At 65.0% G+C, this 22496-nt stretch carries 23 protein-coding genes; 18 read left to right on the forward strand and 5 right to left on the reverse strand.

Annotated elements, in window-relative coordinates; all coding sequences use genetic code 11:
- Positions 1-10: 10 nt before the first annotated feature.
- Complete coding sequence (locus CFB34_RS30700) at positions 11-1231, reverse strand: helix-turn-helix domain-containing protein (RefSeq protein WP_089440425.1); 1221 nt, start codon at positions 1229-1231, stop codon at positions 11-13.
- A 114-nt stretch (positions 1232-1345) separates the two neighbouring features.
- Here CFB34_RS30700 and CFB34_RS30705 point away from each other — a divergent pair, with 114 nt between their 5' ends.
- From CFB34_RS30705 to CFB34_RS30730, 6 genes are all read left to right on the forward strand, one after another.
- Complete coding sequence (locus tag CFB34_RS30705) at positions 1346-2110, forward strand: DUF899 domain-containing protein (protein ID WP_089440424.1); 765 nt, start codon at positions 1346-1348, stop codon at positions 2108-2110.
- Positions 2111-2138: 28 nt separating this feature from the next.
- Positions 2139-2945, forward strand: coding sequence for a DUF2182 domain-containing protein (locus CFB34_RS30710; protein ID WP_089440636.1), 807 nt, complete (start codon positions 2139-2141; stop codon positions 2943-2945).
- A 277-nt stretch (positions 2946-3222) separates the two neighbouring features.
- Positions 3223-4683, forward strand: coding sequence for an IMP dehydrogenase (guaB, locus tag CFB34_RS30715; protein WP_011352433.1), 1461 nt, complete (start codon positions 3223-3225; stop codon positions 4681-4683).
- Between the two features lie 6 nt (positions 4684-4689).
- The gene (locus tag CFB34_RS30720) at positions 4690-5295 is read left to right on the forward strand and encodes a hypothetical protein (protein ID WP_089440423.1); all 606 of its coding nucleotides are present in this window, start codon (positions 4690-4692) and stop codon (positions 5293-5295) included.
- 116 nt (positions 5296-5411) lie between these two features.
- Entirely contained in the window at positions 5412-7031 is a 1620-nt protein-coding gene (guaA, locus tag CFB34_RS30725; protein ID WP_089425673.1) for a glutamine-hydrolyzing GMP synthase, read from the forward strand.
- Between the two features lie 307 nt (positions 7032-7338).
- Positions 7339-8538, forward strand: coding sequence for a site-specific integrase (locus tag CFB34_RS30730; RefSeq protein ID WP_089440422.1), 1200 nt, complete (start codon positions 7339-7341; stop codon positions 8536-8538).
- A gap of 34 nt (positions 8539-8572) precedes the next feature.
- On the opposite strand, the gene CFB34_RS30735 is transcribed toward CFB34_RS30730, so the two are convergent.
- Positions 8573-9574: a helix-turn-helix domain-containing protein gene (locus CFB34_RS30735; protein ID WP_089440421.1), complete on the reverse strand. Its 1002-nt coding sequence runs from the start codon at positions 9572-9574 to the stop codon at positions 8573-8575.
- An 81-nt stretch (positions 9575-9655) separates the two neighbouring features.
- On the opposite strand from CFB34_RS30735, the gene CFB34_RS30740 reads away from it, so the two are divergent.
- From CFB34_RS30740 to CFB34_RS30795, 12 genes are all read left to right on the forward strand, one after another.
- Positions 9656-10648 carry a replication initiator protein A gene (locus tag CFB34_RS30740; RefSeq protein ID WP_089440420.1) on the forward strand — a complete coding sequence of 331 codons (993 nt, stop codon included), beginning with the start codon at positions 9656-9658 and terminating at the stop codon, positions 10646-10648.
- An 840-nt stretch (positions 10649-11488) separates the two neighbouring features.
- Positions 11489-11785, forward strand: a complete 297-nt coding sequence (locus CFB34_RS30745; RefSeq protein ID WP_154208885.1) for an AlpA family phage regulatory protein — start codon at positions 11489-11491, stop codon at positions 11783-11785.
- Positions 11785-12021, forward strand: a complete 237-nt coding sequence (locus CFB34_RS30750) for a hypothetical protein (protein WP_089440419.1) — start codon at positions 11785-11787, stop codon at positions 12019-12021. Before CFB34_RS30745 ends, CFB34_RS30750 begins: the two co-directional genes overlap by 1 nt.
- 4 nt (positions 12022-12025) lie before the next feature.
- Positions 12026-12439, forward strand: coding sequence for a TraK family protein (locus tag CFB34_RS30755; RefSeq protein ID WP_173004242.1), 414 nt, complete (start codon positions 12026-12028; stop codon positions 12437-12439).
- Positions 12439-13164: an ArsA-related P-loop ATPase gene (locus tag CFB34_RS30760; protein WP_089440418.1), complete on the forward strand. Its 726-nt coding sequence runs from the start codon at positions 12439-12441 to the stop codon at positions 13162-13164. The genes CFB34_RS30755 and CFB34_RS30760 overlap by 1 nt, the downstream gene beginning before the upstream one ends.
- A 338-nt stretch (positions 13165-13502) precedes the next feature.
- Complete coding sequence (traJ, locus tag CFB34_RS30765; RefSeq protein WP_017997823.1) at positions 13503-13877, forward strand: conjugal transfer transcriptional regulator TraJ; 375 nt, start codon at positions 13503-13505, stop codon at positions 13875-13877.
- Between the two features lie 34 nt (positions 13878-13911).
- The gene (gene traI / locus CFB34_RS30770; RefSeq protein ID WP_017997822.1) at positions 13912-15726 is read left to right on the forward strand and encodes a TraI/MobA(P) family conjugative relaxase; all 1815 of its coding nucleotides are present in this window, start codon (positions 13912-13914) and stop codon (positions 15724-15726) included.
- A gap of 213 nt (positions 15727-15939) precedes the next feature.
- Entirely contained in the window at positions 15940-16725 is a 786-nt protein-coding gene (gene trbJ / locus CFB34_RS30775; RefSeq protein WP_017997821.1) for a P-type conjugative transfer protein TrbJ, read from the forward strand.
- Between the two features lie 16 nt (positions 16726-16741).
- Positions 16742-17017: an entry exclusion lipoprotein TrbK gene (trbK, locus tag CFB34_RS30780; RefSeq protein ID WP_050714673.1), complete on the forward strand. Its 276-nt coding sequence runs from the start codon at positions 16742-16744 to the stop codon at positions 17015-17017.
- Positions 17014-18675, forward strand: a complete 1662-nt coding sequence (gene trbL, locus CFB34_RS30785; RefSeq protein ID WP_089440417.1) for a P-type conjugative transfer protein TrbL — start codon at positions 17014-17016, stop codon at positions 18673-18675. The genes trbK and trbL overlap by 4 nt, the downstream gene beginning before the upstream one ends.
- Positions 18676-18677: 2 nt before the next feature.
- Complete coding sequence (locus tag CFB34_RS30790) at positions 18678-18935, forward strand: hypothetical protein (protein WP_089440416.1); 258 nt, start codon at positions 18678-18680, stop codon at positions 18933-18935.
- Between the two features lie 63 nt (positions 18936-18998).
- The gene (locus CFB34_RS30795; protein ID WP_089440415.1) at positions 18999-19232 is read left to right on the forward strand and encodes a type I toxin-antitoxin system ptaRNA1 family toxin; all 234 of its coding nucleotides are present in this window, start codon (positions 18999-19001) and stop codon (positions 19230-19232) included.
- A 221-nt stretch (positions 19233-19453) separates the two neighbouring features.
- Here CFB34_RS30795 and CFB34_RS30800 read toward each other — a convergent pair whose 3' ends face one another.
- The 3 genes from CFB34_RS30800 to istA all read right to left on the reverse strand — a co-directional run bounded on the left by CFB34_RS30800 (position 19454) and on the right by istA (position 22338).
- Positions 19454-19801, reverse strand: a complete 348-nt coding sequence (locus tag CFB34_RS30800) for a transcriptional regulator (protein WP_089440414.1) — start codon at positions 19799-19801, stop codon at positions 19454-19456.
- A 214-nt stretch (positions 19802-20015) separates the two neighbouring features.
- Positions 20016-20765 carry an IS21-like element IS408 family helper ATPase IstB gene (gene istB / locus CFB34_RS30805; RefSeq protein ID WP_006397350.1) on the reverse strand — a complete coding sequence of 250 codons (750 nt, stop codon included), beginning with the start codon at positions 20763-20765 and terminating at the stop codon, positions 20016-20018.
- Between the two features lie 16 nt (positions 20766-20781).
- Positions 20782-22338 (reverse strand): IS21-like element IS408 family transposase, encoded by a 1557-nt coding sequence (gene istA, locus CFB34_RS30810; RefSeq protein ID WP_011875599.1) that lies wholly within the window; start codon positions 22336-22338, stop codon positions 20782-20784.
- Positions 22339-22496 lie beyond the last annotated feature (158 nt).

The raw sequence follows: 22496 nt of genomic DNA on the forward strand, positions 1-22496 counted from the left end.
TGCGGTCATCCTAATCGCCCGGCAGCGGGGCGGGGAGTAACAAGGTCGTCGCGAAACCGGGCAATGGCGGCGTCATCCAGCGGCGCGCGCGGCCGCGGCCGAGCGCCTGGACCTTGTCGGCTTCGGCGAGTGCGTCGAGCGCGCGCTGCACGGTGCGCTGGCTCGCGCCGAGGGCCAGCGCCAGCGCGGAGCTCGACCACGCTTCGCCATCGGCGAGGAGCGCGAGCACGGCCGCGTGGCGATCGTCGACCGGGCGCGCCAGCACGACGGTCTCGCGTATGCCGAGCGGTTCGAGCGCGAAGCCGCGCGGCGTGGCGACGACGTTCGCGAGCGGCCGCAGCACCGCGCGCAGCCGGCCGATCTCGACGCGCAGGCGTGCGCGATGCGATTCGTCCGCATGTTTCGCGCGGAACGCGACGGCGACGAGCGCGTTGCGCGACACGTCGGCCGGCCAGGCCTCGCCGAGCGCGCGGGCGAGCACGAACAGCACCGGCCGCCGCGCGAGCGACACGCTCGTGCGCGCATCGCGCACCGTGTGACGGCACGCATCGACGACGAGCGCGTTCGACGCGAATAGCGTCTCGACTTCGTCGAGTTGCACGAGCCGCGATGTACCGCGCGCGATGAGGCGCGCGGCCGGTGCGTCGAGCACGCGTGCCGCGGTGTCGACCTCGGCCGTCAGCGCGGCGATGCCGGCGTCGCGGGCGGCTGCGCGCGCACGGGCAAGCGCGGCGCGGGCCGCGTGCGTGCGAATGCGGCGCATCGCGATGCCGGCCGCGATCAGCTCATGGGCGGCGCGCGATGCAGCGGGCAACGGCGCGGGATCGAGATTCGCGAGCATCCGCTCCGCATCGTCGAGCTGGCCGATCAGCAGCAGCCGGCGCACGCCGAGATAGCGCGCATGCGCGGCGTTGGCGCGGTCGCCGTGCGCGTCGAGCGTCGCGCATGCGGCATCGAGCGCGCGCGTCGGCCAGCGCAGGTCGCGCGACGCGAGCGCGATCTCCGCTTCCGCGACGACGCAGCGCGCACGCGCCACGGCCTCCCTGGCGCCGAACGCACGCGCGGCGCCGCGCACGAGCGCGCGAGCCCGTTCGAAATCGCCGAGCTGCGCCATGGCGATCCCGCGCAGCGCGAGCGCCGGCGCATCGTCGCGCAGCGCGACGCGGTTCAGCGCGCCGAGCGCGTCACCGGCCGCGAGCGCGCGCGCGGCCGCGGTGATCAGCGAATCCATCCGAATCCCGACACACTTGTCACTCCCTCCGGTCCGATGCCCGCCCCTAATCTAGCACCACGCACACGGCACCGGACGCCGTGCCCGGATACCCATCAGAAGGAGGAACCCGCCATGACGACCCATCTCACCGGAACCCGCGACGAATGGCTGGCCGAACGCCGCGCGCTGCTCGACGCGGAAAAGGCGCTGACGCGGCAAAGCGACGAACTCGCGCGGCGGCGCCAGGCACTGCCCTGGGTGCGCGTCGACAAGACCTACCGGTTCGATACCGAAGACGGGCAGGCAACGCTCGACGACCTGTTTCTCGACCGCTCGCAATTGCTCGTCTATCACTTCATGTTCGGCCCCGACTACCAGGCCGGCTGCCCGTCGTGTTCGTCGATTGCCGACGGTTTCGATGGGTTTGCCGTCCACCTGGCGAACCACGACGTGACGCTCGCCGCCGTGTCGCGTGCGCCGCTCGCGAAGCTGCTCGCGTACCGCCAGCGCATGGGGTGGCACTTTCCGTGGGCGTCGTCGGTCGGCAGCGATTTCAACTTCGACTTCAACGTGTCGTTCACCGAAACGCAGCAGCGCGCGGGTGACGTCGAGTACAACTATGCGCGCGCCAGCCACGCGATGGACATGGATCCGCCGCCGCCACCCGTCGTGCAGTTCGCGGCGACGTGCGGCACCGACGCGCTCACGTATTCGCTCGACCGGCCGGGGATGAGCGCGTTCGTGCGCGAGGACGGCGCGGTTTATCACACGTATTCCACCTATGCGCGCGGCCTCGACGGGCTGTGGGGGATGTACCAGTGGCTCGATCGCGCGCCGCGCGGGCGCAACGAAACCGGCCCGTGGTGGCGCCGTCATGACGAGTACGCCCGTGGCTGAGCGCGCCGGCGACGGGTGGGGGCGGGCGATGACTCGGCCAGCGGCCGGCGCTGCGGGCCCCGATCCGCGGGCCTTCGCGGTGGCGCTCGCGGCCGTGTTCGCGGTTGCCGTTGTTGCGACCGTGGCGCAGCACGCGTCGATGGCCGCGATGGGCGGCGCACCGGTGTCCGGCGGCTGGATGACGCAGGCGGTATGGCAGCGGCCGTGCGGATGGGGCGCCGGCCGCACGTTCGCGGCGTTCGCCGGCATGTGGGGCGCGATGACCGTGACGATGATGCTGCCCGTGCTGGCGCCGGTGCTGTGGCGATATCGGCAGGGCGCCGGTCCGTTGGCGGCGGCGCGTTCGTCCTGGCTCGTCGCGGTGGTGGGCGCCGGGTATTTCGCCGTTTGGATGGCAGTCGGCGCGCTCGTGTTTCCGGCCGGCGCCGTGCTGACGAGCGCAGCCGCACGGCTGCCGGTGCTCGGCCGCGCGATGCCGTTCGTGGCCGGCGCGGTCGTATTGGCCGCAGGCGTCCTGCAATTCTGCGGGTGGAAGACGCGCCGGCTGACGTGCTGCCGGCGTGCGGCGACCGGCGTGCATCCGCCGCACGCGGGGGGCGGTGCGGCATGGCGGCACGGGGTGCGAGCCGCCATCCGATGCGGGGCGTGTTGCGGGAACCTGATGGCGGTCGCGCTGGCCACCGGCATGATGGATCTGCGCGTGATGGCGGTCGTGACGGTTGCGATCGCCGCCGAGCGCCTCGCGCCGGCTGGTGGGCGGGTAGCGCGGCTCGTCGGCTGCGTTGCGGTCGGCGGCGGCGTGGTGATGATCGTCCGCGCGGCCGGGCTGCCGTGAGGCGGGACGGCGGGCCCGTTCGGCCCGTTGCCGGGCCGCGCTTTACCGCCGCCGCTACCGCTGCGTGGCCCGTCCGCAACAGGCGGATGGGCCGTTTCGCGGCCGGCTGCGCGAATGGCTCGATGCGGCGGTGAAACGAAAGGCGATCGAAAACGAACCGAACGGCGATCCGAACGATTCGGCCCCCGAACGGCCGAAACCGGCTAAGCCGTTGTTCGTGTTGTGAAAATTCACGGCGCTTCGCGTATAATTCGCTTTTGCGCCCATAGGATTTGCCATGCGTCTGATCCAAAAAGCACTCACTTTCGATGACGTGCTCCTCGTTCCCGCCTTCTCCGACGTTCTCCCGCGCGACACCAGCCTCAAGACCAAGCTGACCCGCAACATCTCCCTGAACATGCCGCTCGTGTCCGCCGCGATGGACACGGTCACCGAAGGTCGCCTTGCGATCGCGATGGCCCAGCAGGGTGGCGTCGGTATCGTCCACAAGAACCTCACGCCGGCCGAACAGGCCCGCGAGGTCGCGAAGGTCAAGCGTTTCGAATCGGGCGTCGTCCGCGATCCGATCACGGTCCCGCCGCAAATGAAGGTGCGCGACGTGATCGCGCTGTCGCGCCAGCATGGCATCTCGGGCTTCCCGGTCGTCGAAGGCCCGCAGCTCGTCGGCATCGTCACGAACCGCGACCTGCGTTTCGAAACCCGCCTCGATGAGCCGGTCAAGTCGATCATGACGCCGCGCGAGCGCCTCGTCACGGTCAAGGAAGGCACGCCGCTCGCCGAAGCGAAGGCGCTGATGCACAGCCACCGCCTCGAGCGCGTGCTGGTCGTCAACGACGCGTTCGAACTGCGCGGCCTGATGACCGTCAAGGACATCACGAAGCAGACCGAGCACCCGGACGCGTGCAAGGACGAACACGGCAAGCTGCGCGCAGGCGCGGCGGTCGGCGTCGGTCCCGACAACGAAGAGCGTGTCGAGCTGCTGGTGCAGGCCGGCGTCGACGTGATCGTCGTCGATACCGCGCACGGCCACAGCAAGGGCGTGCTCGAGCGCGTTCGCTGGGTCAAGCAGAACTTCCCGCACGTCGAAGTGATCGGCGGCAACATCGCGACGGCCGCCGCCGCGAAGGCGCTCGTCGAATACGGCGCGGATGCGGTCAAGGTCGGTATCGGCCCGGGCTCGATCTGCACGACGCGGATCGTCGCCGGTGTCGGCGTGCCGCAGATCAGCGCGATCGCGAACGTCGCGGAAGCGCTGAAGGGCACGGGCGTGCCGTGCATCGCCGACGGCGGCGTGCGCTTCTCGGGCGACGTGTCGAAGGCCCTCGCGGCCGGCGCGAACGCGGTGATGATGGGCAGCATGTTCGCGGGCACCGAAGAGGCGCCGGGCGACGTGTTCCTGTACCAGGGCCGCCAGTACAAGTCGTATCGCGGCATGGGTTCGGTCGGTGCGATGAAGGACGGCGCGGCAGACCGCTACTTCCAGGACAACTCGGCGAACATCGACAAGCTCGTGCCGGAAGGCATCGAAGGCCGTGTCGCGTACAAGGGCTCGGTCAACGCGATCCTGTTCCAGCTGGTCGGCGGCGTGCGCGCGAGCATGGGCTACTGCGGCTGCAAGACGATCGACGAGCTGCACGACAAGGCCGAATTCGTCCAGATCACCGCGGCGGGCATGCGCGAGTCGCACGTGCACGACGTGCAGATCACGAAGGAAGCGCCGAACTACCACGTGGACTAATTGCCGATGAAACCGCTGCTGCGAGCCGTGCTGATCATCGATGCCGTACTGCTGCTGGCGTTCGGCGTGCTGTTCGTGCTGACGCCCTGGCAGTCGCTCTTCAACGCGCTGCAGCTTGCGAACGTCCAGCCGGCGATGCTCGGCCAGGCGTTCGGCATCGCGTTGCTCGGGCTCGCGTGGCTCGCGTTTCATGCAGCGTTCAACGGGGATCTCACGGCGCCGGTCGCGCGATCGGTCGGCCATGTGTATTGGCTGACCGGCGCGCTGACGATCGTCTGGTCGATCGGCACCGGCAGCGGTCCCGCGCTCGCGGCCGCCGGCCGCGTGCTGTCGGCGGTGGCCGGTGTCGCGCTGATCGTGCTCGGCCTCGGCGGCGTGCGGCTCGCATCGGCCGTGCGCCAGCGCGAAAAAGCGCAGGCGCTCGAGGCACGCGCGCCGGCGCAGCGTCCGGCCGAGCCGGCGATGGCGCCCGCGTCGTCGCCCACACCGCAGCGTGTCGAGCCCGTCGTCAGCCGCCCCGCAGCGTCCGCTGCATCGTCGTCACCGGCCGCATCCCGCCCATCGTCGTCCGGCACCGTCGCACTCGACGAGCGCCCCCCGATGCAGGATTGACCGGCCATGCGTCGAGCGTGCTGCCTTCCGCCCGACGCCGCTGTCCATGCTATTGACGCAGCGCATGATGAAAATGATGCGCTGCTTTTCTTATTCTCTTCATCCCGTCCGCAGCCATGCACGACAAAATCCTGATTCTCGACTTCGGTTCGCAAGTCACCCAACTGATTGCGCGACGCGTGCGCGAAGCGCACGTCTACTGCGAAATCCATCCGAACGATGTGTCCGACGACTTCGTGCGCGAGTTCGCGCCGAAGGCGGTGATCCTGTCGGGCAGCCATGCGAGCACGTACGAAGACCATCAGCTGCGCGCGCCGCAGGCCGTGTGGGATCTCGGCGTGCCCGTGCTTGGCATCTGCTACGGCATGCAGACGATGGCCGTGCAGCTCGGCGGCAAGGTCGAGTGGAGCGACCACCGCGAATTCGGTTACGCGGAAATGCGCGCACACGGCCATACGCGCCTGCTCGACGGCATCGAGGACTTCAAGACGGACGAAGGCCACGGGATGCTGAAGGTCTGGATGAGCCACGGCGACAAGGTTGCCGAGCTGCCGCCGGGCTTCGCGCTGATGGCGTCGACGCCGAGCTGCCCGATCGCCGGCATGGCCGACGAGGCGCGCGGCTACTACGCGGTGCAGTTCCATCCGGAAGTCACGCACACGGTGAAGGGCCGCCAGATCATCGAACGCTTCGTGCTGCAGATCGCCGGTGCGAAGCCCGACTGGATCATGAGCAACCACATCGAGGAGGCCGTCGCGAAGATCCGCGAGCAGGTCGGTGACGAGGAAGTGATTCTCGGCCTGTCGGGCGGTGTCGATTCGAGCGTCGCCGCTGCGCTGATCCATCGCGCGATCGGTGACCAGCTCACCTGCGTGTTCGTCGACCACGGCCTGCTGCGCCTGAACGAAGGCAAGATGGTGCTCGACATGTTCGAGGGCCGCCTGCATGCGAAGGTCGTGCACGTCGACGCGTCCGAACAGTTCCTCGGCCACCTGGCCGGCGTGACCGATCCGGAAGCGAAGCGCAAGATCATCGGTCGCGAGTTCGTCGAGGTATTCCAGGCCGAGGCGAAGAAGCTGTCGAAGGCGAAGTGGCTCGCGCAGGGCACGATCTACCCGGACGTGGTGGAATCGGGCGGCACGAAGACGAAGAAGGCGACGACGATCAAGAGCCACCACAACGTCGGCGGCCTGCCGGAAACGCTCGGCCTGAAGCTGCTCGAACCGCTGCGCGACCTGTTCAAGGACGAAGTGCGCGAGCTGGGCGTTGCGCTCGGCCTGCCGCCGGAAATGGTGTATCGCCATCCGTTCCCGGGCCCGGGCCTCGGCGTGCGGATTCTCGGCGAAGTGAAGCGCGAGTTCGCGGACCTGCTGCGCCGCGCGGACGCGATCTTCATCGAGGAACTGCGCAACACGACCGCGACCGCGCAGGATGCGGCCGCCGGCCTGTGCGGCGAAGCCGATGTCGGCAAGAGTTGGTACGACCTGACGAGCCAGGCGTTCGCGGTGTTCCTGCCGGTCAAGTCGGTGGGCGTGATGGGCGATGGCCGCACGTACGACTACGTGACGTCGTTGCGCGCGGTGCAGACGACCGACTTCATGACCGCACACTGGGCGCACCTGCCGTACGCGCTGCTCGGCCGCGCGTCGAACCGGATCATCAACGAGGTGCGCGGGATCAACCGGGTCGTGTACGACATCTCGGGCAAGCCGCCGGCGACGATCGAGTGGGAGTGATTTGGCGTCTGGCAGCGGCAAGCAATGGCAGGCAAGAAACCACTTATAAGTCATTGATGTAAATGGATTTTTTTGTTTTCTGTCTGGCAACGGCTGGAAGATTTTGGCATCGCCAAGCACGAATTTTTCATGGTATGGTGCATGGCACTGGCTGAGCCGATGCCATGATCCTGCTTCGATACCATGTCGTCGCTTCACGAGCTGTCATGGTATGGAAATCCGATAGATCGTTGATCTATAAGGAAAAATAGGCGGGATTCCGAGAGTTTGTAAGCATGGTATCGGCGGCCTGAAAAGAAGGGTGCCCATGCTTACTGATACCAAGTTGCGCAATCTCAAGCCGCAGGACAAGCTCTACAAGGTGAACGACCGTGACGGCCTCTATGTGGCCGTCACCCCGGCCGGGGCGATCTCGTTTCGCTACAACTACGCCATCAACGGCAGGCAGGAGACCATCACCTTCGGCCGCTACGGCGTCGGCGGCATCACCCTGTCGGAAGCCCGCGAGCAGTTGGGCGAGGCCAAGAAGCTGATCGCGGTCGGGAAGTCGCCGGCCAAGGAGAAGGCGCGGGACAAGGCCCGCATCAAGGATGCCGAGACCTTCGACGCCTGGGCCGAAAAGTGGCTGCGCGGCTACCAGATGGCCGACTCCACCCGCGACATGCGCCGGGCGGTCTACGAGCGCGAGCTGAAACCCAAGTTCGCCAATCAGAAGCTGGTCGAAATCACCCACGAGGACTTGCGGGCGCTGACCGATGCCATCGTGGAGCGCGGTGCGCCGGCCACGGCCGTGCATGCCCGCGAGGTGGTGCTCCAGGTCTACCGCTGGGCCATCGAGCGCGGCCAGAAGGTCGAGAACCCCGCCGAGCTGGTGCGCCCCACCAGCATCGCCAAGTTCGAGCCGCGCGACCGCGCGCTGACGCCCGACGAAATCGGGCTGATGTACCAGTACATGGAGCGCATCGGCACGACGCCATCCATCCGGGCGGCGGCCAAGCTGCTGTTGCTGACGATGGTGCGCAAAAGCGAGCTGACAAACGCGACGTGGAGCGAGATCAATTTCAGCGAGGCGCTTTGGACGATCCCGAAGGAGCGGATGAAGCGGCGCAATCCGCACCTGGTCTTTCTGTCCAGGCAGGCGCTGGATATCTTCATTGCCCTGAAGACCTTCGCCGGCGGATCGGACTATGTGCTGCCGTCGCGGTACGACTCGGACACGTCGATGAGCAGCGCCACGCTCAACCAGGTGCTGACGCTGACGTACCGTTTGGCGCAGAAGGAAGGAAAGACCCTTGGCAAGTTCGGGCCGCACGACCTGAGACGCACGGCGAGCACGCTGCTGCACGAGGCGGGCTATAACACCGACTGGATCGAGAAGTGCCTGGCGCACGAACAGCGTGGTGTCAGGGCCGTCTACAACAAGGCTGAATACCGCGAGCAACGCACCGCCATGCTGCAAGACTGGGCGGACATGATCGACGGCTGGACAGCCAGGAAGGCGTTTTAGCCGCTAAAAAGCAGCCCGCCGAGGTCGATGGCCGTCACTGTGCTTCGTCGAGATGGAAGTCTTTCGAGATCGTTGCCAGGGCCTTGTAAACGGCCTGGCGACTGATCCCGAGGGCGTCTGCGACTTGTTTTTTACTCTGTCCCGAGGCGATCATCATGACGATCGCCTTCTTTCGGTCGGTCAGCCTCTTGTCGGCCATCAGGCGCGCCTGGTTTCTCAACTCGGCCTTGTCGACGGGCTGCAAGGATTTTTGGGCCACATGGCCTTGGATGTAGCGGTCAACAGCCCGATCCCCTGAGGCCGCACGCAGCTTCTCCGGTTTGGCGCTTTGCTTGCTCAGCCGCAGTAGCTCCTGATCGAAGTGATCCGCCGAACGCATGGCGCGTCGATAGGCTGGATTCTGGGTGCCATCCGGGAGCATTGGCCGATGCTCGGCACAGTAGCGGTGGCTCAAGCGTAGTTTCTCTTGATCCCCCCGAGGCCAATTTCCATGTTCGATGAACGAGGCTAATTCCGTCAACGCTCCGCAGAACCTACAAAAACCTTGACGACGCTGCGCGTTCCCGAAAGGGAGCAAAGGGAGCTGGTGTTCGCCTGGTATCTTGGATCGTGTCGGTCTTTTGCAGGCGCAGTCCCAAATCAGTTCGATTAAGGATTCGATGGTTGCGATAAAGCGCTGATCTCTGGCAGTCCAGTTGTTCTCCGTTTTGATGAAGTTACGCAGCAACCACCGCTGCAATCGAACCATCTCATCAAGCCCCACTTGACGAATGATGGTGCTGAGTCCTGCCCGTGCGCTGGCTCCGGGCACGAAGCCCGAGTAGCGCGCCGGAAGAGTCGCCATGTACGCCGCCACGGCGGGATCGATGCGTTCCTCTACCAGTCGGACGATGGGGTACTGGCGCGAGGACGCGGAGTAGGGTTTCCAGCGCTCTCGGAACTCCTTGATCGCTTGAGAAACGATGGGCGCGCATCCATCCCAGATATGGATGTAGTACCGCCCTAGGCGTTCTCTTGTTTGATCTTCCGTTTCCATGTCAACCAAAGTGTACAACTAAATCGCTGACAGTCAATTGGTGTGACGGCTAGCCTTGTGGTGATCAATTGAAGACCATGAATGCCGGACTCGCTTTTCTCATCACCGGGGCCGCTCCGCTCGCCCCGTGACGAGAAGGACGAGCGCACAGCCGCTGAGCCCACAACACACCTTGCGCCTGACCGTGGCAGGCAGGGCGATTTCTTCACGCTCGGCATCCCCGATGCCGCGCCGAAAGATGACCTCGCCAGCATGGAACATCCGTTGTTCGCATTGAAGGCTGGCGACACTCGCGTGCGTACCTACGAGCGCAACGGCAACACCGTGACGGTGAAGCCCGGCCCGGACGGTTGCGCAACGATCCACGACAAGGATTTGTGGCTCTACTGCGCCGGCCAGCTCGTCGAGGCGAAGAACCGCGGGGCAAGAATCTCGCGCACGGTGCGCCTCACCATGTACGACTTCCTCACGGCCACCAACCGCGACACCAGTGGCCGCGCCTACGAGCGGGCGGGCGAGATGCTTGGGCGGCTCACCGGCACGCGGGTCGAAACCAACATCGAGACAGGCGGGCGGCGCACTCGTGCGTTCTGGGGCCTGGTGGAATCGGCCAAGATCATCGAGAAGTCACCCAACGACGGTCGCATGGTGTCGCTGGAAGTGACCTTACCGGAATGGCTGTTCCGAGCCATCGACGCCGGCGAATTCCTCACGCTCTCGCGCAACTATTACCGACTGCGCAAACCGCTTGACCGGCGCATCTACGAGCTGGCGCGAAAGCACTGCGGTCGTCAACCAAGCTGGCGCGTGTCGCTGGCCGTCCTACACCAGAAGAGCGGTAGCACCGATGCGCTGCGGAATTTCCGTGCGGCAATGCGCTCGCTGGCCGAATCTGGCGTACTGCCCGACTTTCTCATGGCGTTCGACGGCGGCCGAGACATGGTGACGTTCTACGCCAATGGCCCCAAGGGCCGCATCGCCGAGGCCAAGGACATGCTGGCTGGGAGGCCGCATGCTTCGCTGCTGGCCCACGAGAAGGCCCATACCCGGAAGACCGGGAAGCGATCCGGCTAACACGTGCTTCCACGCAGGGCACGTACTTTTACCTGCACTTGACTTCGGGCTTCCAGGGGTGATCTCTGTGGATTGGCACGTGCGTTCACCTGCGCCATCTGTGGATGGGAGCGTGCCTTTACCTGCACTCGTATCGTGCTTTCACCTGCACCCAACTTCGTGCTTTTACCTGCACGCCCACCCCACAAGGCATTGTCGCGCAAGGGTTTTTGAAACCTGTAACGCGCGCGCGCCTTTAACTGTCTTTTTAACTTAAAGATCTTTAACGTCGGCGGGGCTGTGGACAACTTGACAGTTCGTGCGCTGGCGGCTTCGCCGGGGCACCCCTGCGGGGTTCCCCCACCGCTATGCGGTGGCTCCTCCTCCGACAAATCGTGCCGGCCTCAGGCCGGTGAGCTGAGAGTGGCGCGGCACACGCCGCGCCGAACGCGCCAGAAACGCTTAGGACGAAAAAAACGGCAAGGCGAGGCCGAGAGGGCGCTCCTGCTCCTGAAAACGCTCCTGTGGGCTTCCTGGACGCTGCCAGGCCGGCCAACGGCAGCGCCACGAACAGATTGCCGCGCTGTCGGAACGGTCGCAGGTTGAACGCCAAGAAAAGGGGCGGCGAGTTCAGGCTGACCAGGCCAGACAAACTGGCCAGCATCGCTACTTCCGACGATGGCGGCCGCCAGATGGATTTGGTTCGTTGTAGCGTGTTGTATGTTGTATAGCGCTACAACATACAACGCAAAAGCAGCAGAATTTTGATGTCAACCTAATTGGATAATTAAGTTGCTGAAGATTTAGGATTGTCCGGGCAACATCAGGCACTCGTTCGCAAGTGACTGAATACGCCAGAAGATGCACGCAACAGAAAAACCACGCCAGCCCATTGCCGAGGTGGTGAAGGGCAAGACCCTCATCAATCGCAAGAAGCTGCTGGCGATGATCCCGCTGTCAGACCGCACCATCTACAACATGGAGTTGCGGGGAGAGTTTCCACATCGCATCACCCTCACCAGCCGCAATGTGGCTTGGGACTTGGCCGAGGTCGAGCAGTGGATCGAAGCGCGCAAGTTGTCGGGCGAACTGGCCCGCCGCCCCGGCCCTCTGGCCGTGGGCGAGGATTCCCCTTCGTTGGGTCGTGGGGAGGACTGATGAAGCGGATAACGATTCAAGTCAGCGAAGCCACGGCGGCAAGCCTGCACGAACTCGCCAAGAGGTGCACCGCTGCGAACGCCCGTTTTGACGGCTACACCAGCCATGGCCCCCTCACTGTCGCGTCGCTTCTGGCGATGCTGGCCGAGGATGCCGGCATGGTCATCACCCGTCCTGGAAGCTGGGAGGGCGCGAACATGGCGCAGGTCTTCAGCTCGCACGGCTACGAGGTGTGACGCGATGGCCGATGGATCAAAGGCAGGCGGCGAGGTGACGAAGAGCTTTCGGGAAGAGCTGGCCGCCTGGGTTGCGCAGCGCGACCAAGCCGCAAGGCCCAAGCGCAGGGAGGCCCTGGCGGCCTTTCTGGCCGTGCGTGCCGATGTGATCGAAGCGACCGCCGCCGGCTACGCGCTCAAGACCATCTGGGAACACCTGCACGAAGCTGGGCGCGTGTCATTCCGCTACGAGACCTTTCTCAAGCACGTTCGCCGACACATCACGAATCCGTCGGCCGAGCAGAGCAAGCCGGTGCCGGTGAAGCGAAGCAATGAGCGCCCGAACAAGCCGATCCACGAGCCGAGAAAACCAGTCGAGCCCGTTGGAATTCGCAGTTTTCACTACAACCCCAGAATGGAAGATAAGGACTTGATCTAATGACCAAAATTCACATGGTTCTTCAAGGCAAGGGTGGTGTCGGTAAATCGATGATTGCCGCGACTCTTGCTCAGTACAAAGCGAGCAAGGGCGCAAAGCCGCTTTGCATCGACACCGATCCGGTCAATTCGACCTTTGAGGGGTACAAAGCCCTGAACGTGCGTCGACTCGACATCATGGATGGCGACGAGATCAATACACGCACCTTCGACGCCTTGGTCGAAATGATCGCGTTGGCGGACGGCGAGGTCATCGTCGACAACGGGGCCAGCTCGTTCGTGCCGCTGTCCAGCTACCTCATCGGGAATCAGGTTCCAGCGATGCTCCAGGACATGGGCCACGAACTCGTGGTGCATACGGTCGTCACCGGCGGCCAGGCATTCAAGGACACGCTGATGGGACTTGCCCAGCTCGCGGCGCAGTTTCCGGCGGAATGCACGTTCGTCGTCTGGCTCAATCCCTATTGGGGGCCGATTGAAAGCGAAGGCAAGGGCTTCGAGAAGATGAAGGCGTACACGGACAACAAGGCTCGCGTGTCGGCCATCATCCAGATTCCGACACTCAAGGCGGAAACCTACGGGCGCGACTTCTCGGAAATGCTCCAGGAGCGCCGCACCTTCGATGAGGCTCTGGCTGATCCGGCGCTCACGATCATGACGCGGCAACGCCTCAAGATCGTGAAGACCCAAATCTTCCAGCAGCTCGACAACGCGGCGGTGCTCTGATGATCGCATTGCATCGCTGTCAGCGTGCAGTCGATGCGCTGCTGATACGCAACCCTAGCGCTGTCGCCGCGCTGTTCTTGGCCCTTTCCGGCCATTACCGCACTCTCGGCGCGCTGTTCCACGTCGACAGCGCATCAACAGCACATGCACAGCGACAGATTCGAGGTGCTTTCCGTGGAGTAATCAACGCCGTGATGCGGGCAGGATGTGTGAAGTAGGCCCACCGCGCAAGCGCAGTGTTCCTCTTCACTTTCCCTTATTCGCGCCTACGGCGCTCAACGGGCATCCTGCTCTGCGAGGCATCCGGCGACCGCCGGCAACGACATGAGGACGCCAAGATGGAGGTCAACGAGAACAAGGTGACGAGGAAGGGCAGCCCGCCCATCAAGGTCTATTGCCTGCCCGAAGAGCGGGCCGAGATCGAGGCGAACGCCAAGAGGGCGGGCGTCAGCGTGGCGCGCTATCTGCGCGACGTGGGCCAGGGCTACCAGATCAAGGGTGTCATGGACTACCGGCACGTGCGCGAGCTGGTGCGCGTCAACGGCGACCTTGGCCGTCTTGGCGGTTTGCTCAAGCTCTGGCTGACGGATGACGCGCGCACGGCCAAGTTCGGCGAGGCCACCATCCTGGCGTTGCTGGGCCGGATCGAATCCACACAGGACGAAATGAGCCGCCTCATGAAATCCGTGGTGCAGCCGAGGGCGGGGGCATGATTTTTTTAGCCGCTAAAACGCTGGCGGGCCGGCCATGATCGCCAAACACGTGCCGATGCGCTCGCTGGGCAAGTCCGACTTCGCCGGCCTAGTGAACTACGTCACCGACGCGCAGAGCAAGGATCACCGGCTGGGCCAGGTGCAGATCACGAACTGCGATGCCGTGTCCGTGCAGGACGCCATCACCGAGGTTCTGGCGACCCAGCACACGAACACGCGGGCCAAGGGCGACAAGACCTATCACCTGATCGTCAGCTTCCGGGCCGGCGAGCAGCCCGGCGCCGACACGCTGCGCGCGATTGAGGAACGCATTTGCGTCGGGCTGGGCTATAGCGAGCATCAGCGCGTCAGTGCCGTCCACAACGACACCGATAACCTGCATATCCACATCGCCATCAACAAGATTCACCCGACGCGGCACACGATGCACGAGCCGTACTACTCGCACCGGGCGCTGGCGGAACTCTGCATGACCTTGGAGCGCGACTACGGCCTGGAGCGCGACAACCACGAGCCGCGCCGGCGCGGTGCGGAGGGGCGGGCCGCCGACATGGAGCGGCATTCCGGCCAAGAAAGCCTGTCCGGCTGGATCAAACGTGAATGCTTGGCCGAGATCAAGAGCGCGGCGAGTTGGGCCGAACTGCACCAGGTCATGCGTGAGAACGGCCTGACGTTGCGCGCCCGAGGCAATGGCTTGGTCATCGAAGCCGGCGACGGCACCACGATCAAGGCCAGCACCGTCGCCCGTGACCTGTCCAAGTCGGCGCTGGAGAAGCGTTTCGGGGTCTTCGAGGCTTCGCCCGAGCATCAGGCCGCGCCGACGCGGCGCGGCTATCAGAAGGGCCAGCCGATGCGCTTGCGTGGTGGGCTGGACACGACTGAGCTTTACGCCCGGTACAAGGACGCACAGCAGGGCCTCACGGCGACCAGGGCCGGCGCACTGGCCGAGGCGAAGCGCCAGAAAGACAAGGCCGTGGAGAACGCCAAGAAGGCGGCGGCGATGAGGCGGGCGGCGATCAAGCACCTGACCGATGGCCGGCTGACCAAGCGACTGCTGTACGGCCAGGCCAGCGCGGCACTGCGCGCCGATCTGGCGGCGATCCACGAGCGCCACAACCAGGAACGGGCAGCTATCTATCTGGCGCACAGCCGGCGCACGTGGGCCGACTGGCTCAAGCAGCAGGCAATCGCCGGCGACGGCCAGGCCATCGATGCCTTGCGCGCCCGTGAGGCAGCTCAGGGCCTCAAGGGGGACACCCTTCAGGGTGAGGGTGTGGTGAAGGCCGGTCGTGCCTTGGTGATCGACAACATCACGAAGAAGGGCACCATCATCTACCGCGCCGGCAGCTCAGCCGTGCGTGATGACGGCGAGCGCTTGGCCGTGTCCAGTGAGGCCGACCGCGCCGGCGTGTTAGCCGCCTTGCGCATGGCGATGGAGCGTTACGGCGAACGCATCACCGTCAGCGGTAGCGTGGCGTTCAAGGCCACCGCGATCCGGGCGGCCGTGGATGCGCGGCTGCCCATCGTCTTCACCGATCCGATCCTGGAGCGTCGGCGGCTGGTCGAGGCCGCGAAGGCTCAGGCCAGAGTCCGTCCCGGCGCGCCACCTGTCGGCCGGCAACCACCGCCGCATCGTCGGCATGGCCTGCGCACGCTGGGCCAGCTCGGCGGTCTGTACATCGAGGGCGGAGCCCAGCGGCCGGCGCAAGCGCCGAGGCCAGCGCCGATGCCAGCCAAGGTACGACCATCAGCACCGTCCGAACTAGCGCAGCGCGAGGCGCGGCTGCGGGCGCAGATGGAGGCCAAGAGGGCCAAACGCCAAGAGAACGGCAAGGGGCGTGGTCGATGACGAGCGCTTTCACTACCTGGGAGGTGCAGTGCGAGCTTCACCCCCGTACACCGATGTTCAACAGAAATGGCCGGGCGCTACGGTGTCGCTCAGGTCGGGGTACCGGGACAGCGATACGGCGTGCTGTCTCTGTGATGGCCCAACGCCGCCAGTTGCCGACCAGGCAGCCGGCAGGCGCAGTGCAGCCGCTCATCACATTCCAGGAACTCGACCATGAAACACGTCCGTTTTTTAGCGGCTAAAACCGCGCTTGCCGCCTCCCTCCTTGGCGTCATCGTGACCACGCCGGCCTCGGCCGGCATCCCCGTCATCGACGGCGGCAACCTGGTGCAGAACGTCATGACGGCCATCGAGTCGGTGGCGCAGACGCTCAAGCAGATCGAGCAGTACCAGACCCAGTTGCAGCAGTACGAGAACATGCTGCAAAACACGATGGCCCCGGCGGCCTACATCTGGGATCAGGCGCAGTCCACCATCAACGGGTTGATGAATGCCGTCAACACGCTGGACTACTACAGGAACCAGCTCGGCAGTCTCGACACCTACCTGGGCAAGTTCCAGGACGTGAGCTATTACCGCAGCTCGCCGTGCTTCTCGGCTGCCGGGTGCTCGGATGCCGAGCGCGCCGCGATGGAGCAAAACCGCCGCCTGGCGAGCGAGAGCCAGAAGAAGGCGAACGACGCGCTTTTCAAGGGTCTGGAGCAACAGCAGCGCAACCTGACCGCCGATGCTCGCCAGCTCGAACGGCTCCAGTCCGCCGCGCAGGGTGCGAACGGCCAGATGCAGGCCATCGGCTTCGCCAATCAGCTCGCCGCCAACCAGGCAAACCAGCTTCTGCAAATCCGCGGCCTGCTGATCGCGCAGCAGAACGCCGCGACCGCCAGGATGCAGGCCCAGGCTGATCTTGAGGCCCGGCAGCAGGCGGCGCACGCGACAGCGACGGAATCCAGGATCGGCAAAACAGCCAGCCCGAGAAATTGGCTTGAGCTGATCCGCTGATCGGGGGGCAGACACCATGCAAAAAACGCTGCTGATTGCCGCCCTCATGGCGGCCTTGCTGGCTGGCTGCGAGAAGCAGCCACCCGCGCCGGTCATGCCCGAAGTGAGCGACGCCAACTGTCAGCTTCCCAGGATCATGGAGATCAAGGACAAGGCGACGCGAGAAGCCTTTGCCGGGAAGTGCGCACGCCGCTCGCTCACCGGCGGCGGCATTGCACCGACCAAAGACCCGAAGAACTGGCTGGAGCTGATCGACCAGACGACCCCGAAGGGGCAGGAGGCAAAACCATGAAAGTACTGCACAAGGCGGCGCTGATCGGCGTCGCCCTCGCGCTCTACTCCACCGCCGCATCGGCCCAGCTCACCAACCAGGGGATGCTTGACCAGGTAGTGACGGACTTCGCCTCAGCGGCGAGTTCCTGGCAGGTCGCCGTGATGAATGCGGCCATGTTCTTGTTCTGGACGCTGGGCACAATCTCGCTGGTCATCACGTTCGGCTTCATGGCGCTGCGCAAGGCCGACATTGGCGAGTTCTTCGCCGAGTTCATCAGGTTCATCCTGTTCTTCGGCTTCTTCCTCTGGCTGCTGCGCTACGGCCCGACCTTTGCCGGCTCGATCATTCGATCACTGCGCCAGCTCGGGGAACAGGCTTCTGGCGTGTCCTCGGTGACACCCTCGGGCATCGTGGATGTGGGGTTCCTGATCTTGAAACAGGCCCTTGCCAACCTGTCGGCCTTCTCGCCTGTCGATAGCGTCATTGGTGTGGCCTTGAGCCTCGGCATCCTGATCCTGCTGACCATCGTTGCCGTGAATATGTTGCTGCTGCTCGTGTCGAGCTGGATTTTGATGTACGCGGGCATCTTTTTCCTGGGGTTCGGTGGCTCGCGTTGGACGTCCGACATGGCGATCAACTACTACAAGACCGTGCTGGGTGTTGCCGTGCAGATCATGACGATGGTGCTCCTGGTCGGCATCGGGAATGATCTGCTTACCAGCTTCTACGCCAGGATGAACACCGGCACGCTGAACTTTGAAGAGCTGGGCGTTATGCTGGTTTTCTGCGTGGCGCTGCTCATGCTGGTCAATCGTGTGCCCCCTCTGGTCGCCGGCATCATCACCGGCTCGGGTATCGGCGGCGCGGGTGGCATCGGCAACTTCGGCGCAGGTGCTGCCATTGGTGCGGCTATGGGCGCGGCGAGCATGGCCGCCGGTGCGGCAAGCGTGGCTGGCGCGGCCGTGATGGGTGGTGCGGCCTCGGCCGCCGGCGGCATGTCGGCGATCAAGGCAGCGTTCGAGAAAGCAGGGTCTAGCGCAGGCGGTGAATCGGGCGGAATGCCCATGCTCGGCGGTGGCTCCGACTCCGGTAGCGATGCAGGCTCGTTTGCGCAAGCTGCTGGCTTTGGTGGCGGGTCAAGCTCAGGTGCGGGCACCACTACACCACTTGCACAGGCCGCCGGTTTCGGCAGCAGCTCGGGCAGCGGTGCCAGCGGCTCAGGTGGAAGCAATGGGCAGCAGCCCGGTAAATCGGGTGGAGGTTCCAGCTCGAAGGGTGGCGACGAAGCCGGCAGCAAGAAAGCCCAGCAAGGCGGCCAGCAGGCCGCACCAGGCAGCACCGGCCCCGGCTTGCTGGCCTCGGCCGCATCGGCGCTTGGCACGGCGGGCCGCGTGACAGCCGACGCCGGCGCGAACCTGATGCAAGGCGTCGGAGAGGTTGCGAAGGCCAAGGCCGTCAGCATCCGCGACGCCGCCGCCGAGCGCATCGCCGACACCACCGGCGGGAAGATCGCGGCGGCGATCAGGGCGAGCGCGGAGAGCGACCAGGCCGGCGCTGTCGAGGCGGTGCCGACATTCGGTGGCAACAACCTGGCAGGGGCCGATTCGGCCGCTGCCGATCCTGATGATGAAGTGGCCGCGTTCGCCAACCGCGAGCACGGTAAACCGGAGGCGTGACTATGAAACGTAGTGGCTTTTTCGACTGCCTGGCGCTCGACCAGGTGCAGCGGCTGGCAGTGGAGTTTGAGCAGCCTGGCGATCAATCAACCGAGCTTGATGCAGCGGCGGAAGTCTCGGCCTTTGTTGGTCGCTCTGCTCCTTCTGCCATCGAGGCCACCAGGCCGGCGGCTAGGTCATCGAGCAACAGCTACAGCGGCAGCAACAGGAATACGCCGCTAGCAGTAGCTGCCGGCTTCTACAGCAGCGGCCAGCGGTAAAGCGCGCCGGCCGGCGTGGGGCCGGCCGACACTTCCACAACCCACCTACTACAGAGGTGAATCATGGCAACCTTGAATCCTACCAATGCAATCGCAACCCAGGCAGTTCATCATGCGGCCGCGCAGCTCGCGGCCCTGGACTGGATCGACCAGGACGCGGCGCGGCAGCTCTCACCGATGGCCGAGGCCGTCGCCAATATGTTCATGGTGCTGTACTACCAGGCCGAGACGGGCCGAGCCACGCGGGACGATTTCCGCCAGGCCCTGGATGCAGTGCGGCAGTCACTCACCGCGTAGGCTCGCGCACCAGGAACGACAAGGGCGGCCGTTGGCCGCCCTTGTCGTTTTCGGGCCTGCATCGCCGGAAGCGACGATGCGCGCCAGCGTGCTCGAGCATCGCCAGATCGAGCGATGACGGCCGCCCTGCATCTTTCCCTTGGCGTGGATCTCGCCTCGTCATTTCCGGCGATGAGATCCACCTGCAGCACCGCCAGAAATAGCGATGCTGGCCAGCTTCGCTATTTGATGCCGTGCATGGCCCGCGCACGTGCCGCAACTTCGCGGGCGTGCTCGATATAGGCCGGGTCGGCAGTAGCTTCAGCGTCGACCAGGAACGCGGCTATGGCTTCGGCGGTTTGCAAGTCCTCGGGCAGCAGCTCACGGCCAACGGCCGGGGCATCCATCCATTCGCGCTGCTCCGGCGGCAATGGATACTGGCCGGATGCTTCGGCTTCGGCCAGCAGCTCATCGAGCGTGTAGCGCACCCGGTCGGCCGAGACTGCGCGGGCCGAGTCGGCTTTCAGCGCGTCATGGGCCGGGCCGGCCTTCTCATGCAGCCAGGTTTCCAGGTTCTTCGGGTCAATCATCGGCCGGCCTCATCGAGCAGCGCCGCCAAGCGTTCCAGGTCATCGACCGAATGCGCACAGAAGTGGCCGGTCAGCAGCTCGCCCAGCTCGGCCAGCGTCAATCCAAGAGCCGCCGCTGCGGATTTCGGCGATGGTGATCAATCGTTTCGGCGAACGTGATCAGTCTGGAAGGTGGTGTTGCGCGGTCAATGGATTATAGCGACGGTGATCACGATCAGGCGTCAGCGGACTCGGATTTCGTTTTCTTTCTCATCGAATCGCCCTTGACCGGAAGCTTGTGGGCCTGATGCACGAGCCGATCGAGAATCGCATCGGCGAGCGTGGGGTCCTGCAGCCACGCGTGCCAGTGTTCGAGCGGCAACTGGCTGGTGATCACAGTCGAGCGCGTACCGACACGATCATCAAGTACCTCAAGCAGATCATTGCGCGCCGCCTGGTCGAGATCCTGCAAGCCCCAATCGTCGAGGATCAGCACATCAATCTTCGCGAGTTGCGCAAGCCGACGTGTGAAGCTGCCGTCGCCGTGCGCGATTTTCAGCTCTTCGAACAGCCGCGCGACGCGCACATAGAACACGGAGAAGCCCTGCCGGCACGCCTGCTGGCCGAACGCGCAAGCGAGCCACGTCTTGCCCGCGCCGGTGGGGCCGGTCAGGATCAGGTTCTGAGCATTGCGCACCCAGTCGCAGCCGGCGAGCGTGGCGACGATGCGCTGGTCCAGCCCACGGGTTTGCCGGTATTCAATGTCTTCGACGCAGGCCTGTGGGTTCTTGAGCTTCGCGGCGCGCAGCAAACGTTCGAGTCGTCGCGTATCACGCCAGGCCAGCTCGCGATCTACGAGCATGCCCACGCGTTCCTCGAATGACAGGCTGGTGCTTGCCGTGAGCGTTGACTGCTCCTCGAACGCGCGAGCCATGCCGTCCAGTTTGAGCGCCTTTAGCTGGGTAAGGGTGTGCTGCATCAACATCGTGACCTCCTTCGGGTCAGTGGTAGTAGTCGGGGCCGCGCACGTTCTCGTGCTCGGGCGAGCGCCATTCGGCGGGCGTGGTCGGGAGCGAGGGCTGCAGGTCAAGTCCCGCTTCCAGGATTGACAGCACGGAGCGACGCGTGGGCGAGCCGATCTTCAATGCACGCTGGCATGCGGCCTCGAGGCGGTGTTTGCCGTACTTGCGCGCGAGCGAGAGAAGACCGAGACAGGCGCGATAGCCCATCTCGGGGTGAGGTTTGTTGGTCAGCAGATGCCGCACGACAGCCTCGGCGCCGGGGCCGACGGATGCGCCCCAGTTGAGCAGGCGCCCAGGCGTCCATTCCATGTGCGCGCGATGCGCAGCCGGCATGTGTTCGGCGATGGTCGTGTGTTTGCCTTTGAGGCGCGAGCGAGCGTGCGCAGCGACACGCTTGCCGCCATGCAGGATCTCTACGCCGTGGCGTGTGATACGCGCCCAGACCTCCTGCCGTGCGAGGCTATGCGGGACGCTGTAATAGTGGCCGCCGACATCGACGTGGTAATCGATGTTCACACGGCACTTCTGGAAGGTGGCGATCTCGTAGCGACGCACGGGCAACGGGCGCAGGACGGGTTGGTCCAGCCGTTCGAACCATTCACGCCGGTTGCCTTCGAGCCGCTTGAACGGGCGCTGGTTTAGGTCGGCGATCAGTTCTGCAATCGCCTTGTTGAGTTCAGCCAGACTGTAGAAGCGATAGTGGCGCAGTCGGGCCAGCACCCAGCGCTCGACGATCTGCACGCCGACTTCGACCTTGGCCTTGTCCTGCGGTTTGCGCGGACGCGCCGGCAGCATCGCGGTGCCGTAGTGGTTCACGAAGTCCTGCGTGGTCGTGCCGAGTCCGGGTTCGTAACGGTCGGGTCGCGCGATCAGCGCCTTCGGGTTGTCGGGCACGAGCAGCTCGGGCACGCCGCCAATGAACTCTAGCGCATCGCACAGGCTGCCGATCCAGTCCGCCATCGTCTCGGTGCGCGTCGCGCACGCGAACGTGTAGTTGGATGCGCCGAGCACGGCAACGAACACGTGCGCCTCGAACTCGACGCCGCCATCGCTCGCCAGGACCGGCACGGTGGGACCCGCGAAGTCCGCGAACAGCTTCTCGCCGGCGCGGTGCTGCTGACGCATCGAGCGCTTGATCGACTTCGCCCAGTCCTTGTACTTCTGGCAGAACTGCGTGTAGCGGTACGTCCGCTGGCCGGGGTTCGCTTCAGCGTATTCTTCCCACAGCAGTTGCAGCGTCACGCCCTTGCGGCGCAGCTCGCGATGCAATGCCGTGTAGTCGGGCTCGATGCGTCGCGTCGTCGTCGCCGCGGCATTGGTTGCCGCAGGCCTCAGGCGCGCGTCCAGTTCGTCGTCGGACATTGCTTCGGCTGCCGCCCAATCGAGTCCCGCCTGGCTGGCTTGGGCCGCGAACTTCGAGACGGCACCGACGCTGATGCCGATAGCCCGGCTGATCTGCCGATGCGTCAGGCCACACGCCCACTTTAGTCGCAGGACTTCCTTCAATTTGCGCATGCTCATCCGAGGTGTCGGCATCGGCACTTCTCCCGCAAAAAAGGGAGCAGGCTAACGCCGTCGGTGAATACATGCGCAACGCCACCGCCAGACTCAAACCCGGATTACGTTCCGGTTACGTGATCACCCGTTTCGGTCCCGTGATCGCTCATTCCGGCATCGTGATCACGCGTTTCGGA

It is taken from the genome of Burkholderia sp. HI4860, from assembly GCF_002223045.2.
Taxonomy (GTDB): Bacteria; Pseudomonadota; Gammaproteobacteria; order Burkholderiales; family Burkholderiaceae; genus Burkholderia.

What these genes read in the sequence shown, in the direction of transcription:
- CFB34_RS30700 (WP_089440425.1), bottom strand. Translation starts at nt 1,231, where the DNA reads ATGGATTCGCTGATCACCGCGGCCGCGCGCGCGCTCGCGGCCGGTGAC.
- CFB34_RS30705 (WP_089440424.1), top strand. Translation starts at nt 1,346, where the DNA reads ATGACGACCCATCTCACCGGAACCCGCGACGAATGGCTGGCCGAACGC.
- CFB34_RS30710 (WP_089440636.1), top strand. Translation starts at nt 2,139, where the DNA reads ATGACTCGGCCAGCGGCCGGCGCTGCGGGCCCCGATCCGCGGGCCTTC.
- guaB (WP_011352433.1), top strand. Translation starts at nt 3,223, where the DNA reads ATGCGTCTGATCCAAAAAGCACTCACTTTCGATGACGTGCTCCTCGTT.
- CFB34_RS30720 (WP_089440423.1), top strand. Translation starts at nt 4,690, where the DNA reads ATGAAACCGCTGCTGCGAGCCGTGCTGATCATCGATGCCGTACTGCTG.
- guaA (WP_089425673.1), top strand. Translation starts at nt 5,412, where the DNA reads ATGCACGACAAAATCCTGATTCTCGACTTCGGTTCGCAAGTCACCCAA.
- CFB34_RS30730 (WP_089440422.1), top strand. Translation starts at nt 7,339, where the DNA reads ATGCTTACTGATACCAAGTTGCGCAATCTCAAGCCGCAGGACAAGCTC.
- CFB34_RS30735 (WP_089440421.1), bottom strand. Translation starts at nt 9,574, where the DNA reads ATGGAAACGGAAGATCAAACAAGAGAACGCCTAGGGCGGTACTACATC.
- CFB34_RS30740 (WP_089440420.1), top strand. Translation starts at nt 9,656, where the DNA reads ATGCCGGACTCGCTTTTCTCATCACCGGGGCCGCTCCGCTCGCCCCGT.
- CFB34_RS30745 (WP_154208885.1), top strand. Translation starts at nt 11,489, where the DNA reads ATGCACGCAACAGAAAAACCACGCCAGCCCATTGCCGAGGTGGTGAAG.
- CFB34_RS30750 (WP_089440419.1), top strand. Translation starts at nt 11,785, where the DNA reads ATGAAGCGGATAACGATTCAAGTCAGCGAAGCCACGGCGGCAAGCCTG.
- CFB34_RS30755 (WP_173004242.1), top strand. Translation starts at nt 12,026, where the DNA reads ATGGCCGATGGATCAAAGGCAGGCGGCGAGGTGACGAAGAGCTTTCGG.
- CFB34_RS30760 (WP_089440418.1), top strand. Translation starts at nt 12,439, where the DNA reads ATGACCAAAATTCACATGGTTCTTCAAGGCAAGGGTGGTGTCGGTAAA.
- traJ (WP_017997823.1), top strand. Translation starts at nt 13,503, where the DNA reads ATGGAGGTCAACGAGAACAAGGTGACGAGGAAGGGCAGCCCGCCCATC.
- traI (WP_017997822.1), top strand. Translation starts at nt 13,912, where the DNA reads ATGATCGCCAAACACGTGCCGATGCGCTCGCTGGGCAAGTCCGACTTC.
- trbJ (WP_017997821.1), top strand. Translation starts at nt 15,940, where the DNA reads ATGAAACACGTCCGTTTTTTAGCGGCTAAAACCGCGCTTGCCGCCTCC.
- trbK (WP_050714673.1), top strand. Translation starts at nt 16,742, where the DNA reads ATGCAAAAAACGCTGCTGATTGCCGCCCTCATGGCGGCCTTGCTGGCT.
- trbL (WP_089440417.1), top strand. Translation starts at nt 17,014, where the DNA reads ATGAAAGTACTGCACAAGGCGGCGCTGATCGGCGTCGCCCTCGCGCTC.
- CFB34_RS30790 (WP_089440416.1), top strand. Translation starts at nt 18,678, where the DNA reads ATGAAACGTAGTGGCTTTTTCGACTGCCTGGCGCTCGACCAGGTGCAG.
- CFB34_RS30795 (WP_089440415.1), top strand. Translation starts at nt 18,999, where the DNA reads ATGGCAACCTTGAATCCTACCAATGCAATCGCAACCCAGGCAGTTCAT.
- CFB34_RS30800 (WP_089440414.1), bottom strand. Translation starts at nt 19,801, where the DNA reads ATGATTGACCCGAAGAACCTGGAAACCTGGCTGCATGAGAAGGCCGGC.
- istB (WP_006397350.1), bottom strand. Translation starts at nt 20,765, where the DNA reads ATGTTGATGCAGCACACCCTTACCCAGCTAAAGGCGCTCAAACTGGAC.
- istA (WP_011875599.1), bottom strand. Translation starts at nt 22,338, where the DNA reads ATGCCGACACCTCGGATGAGCATGCGCAAATTGAAGGAAGTCCTGCGA.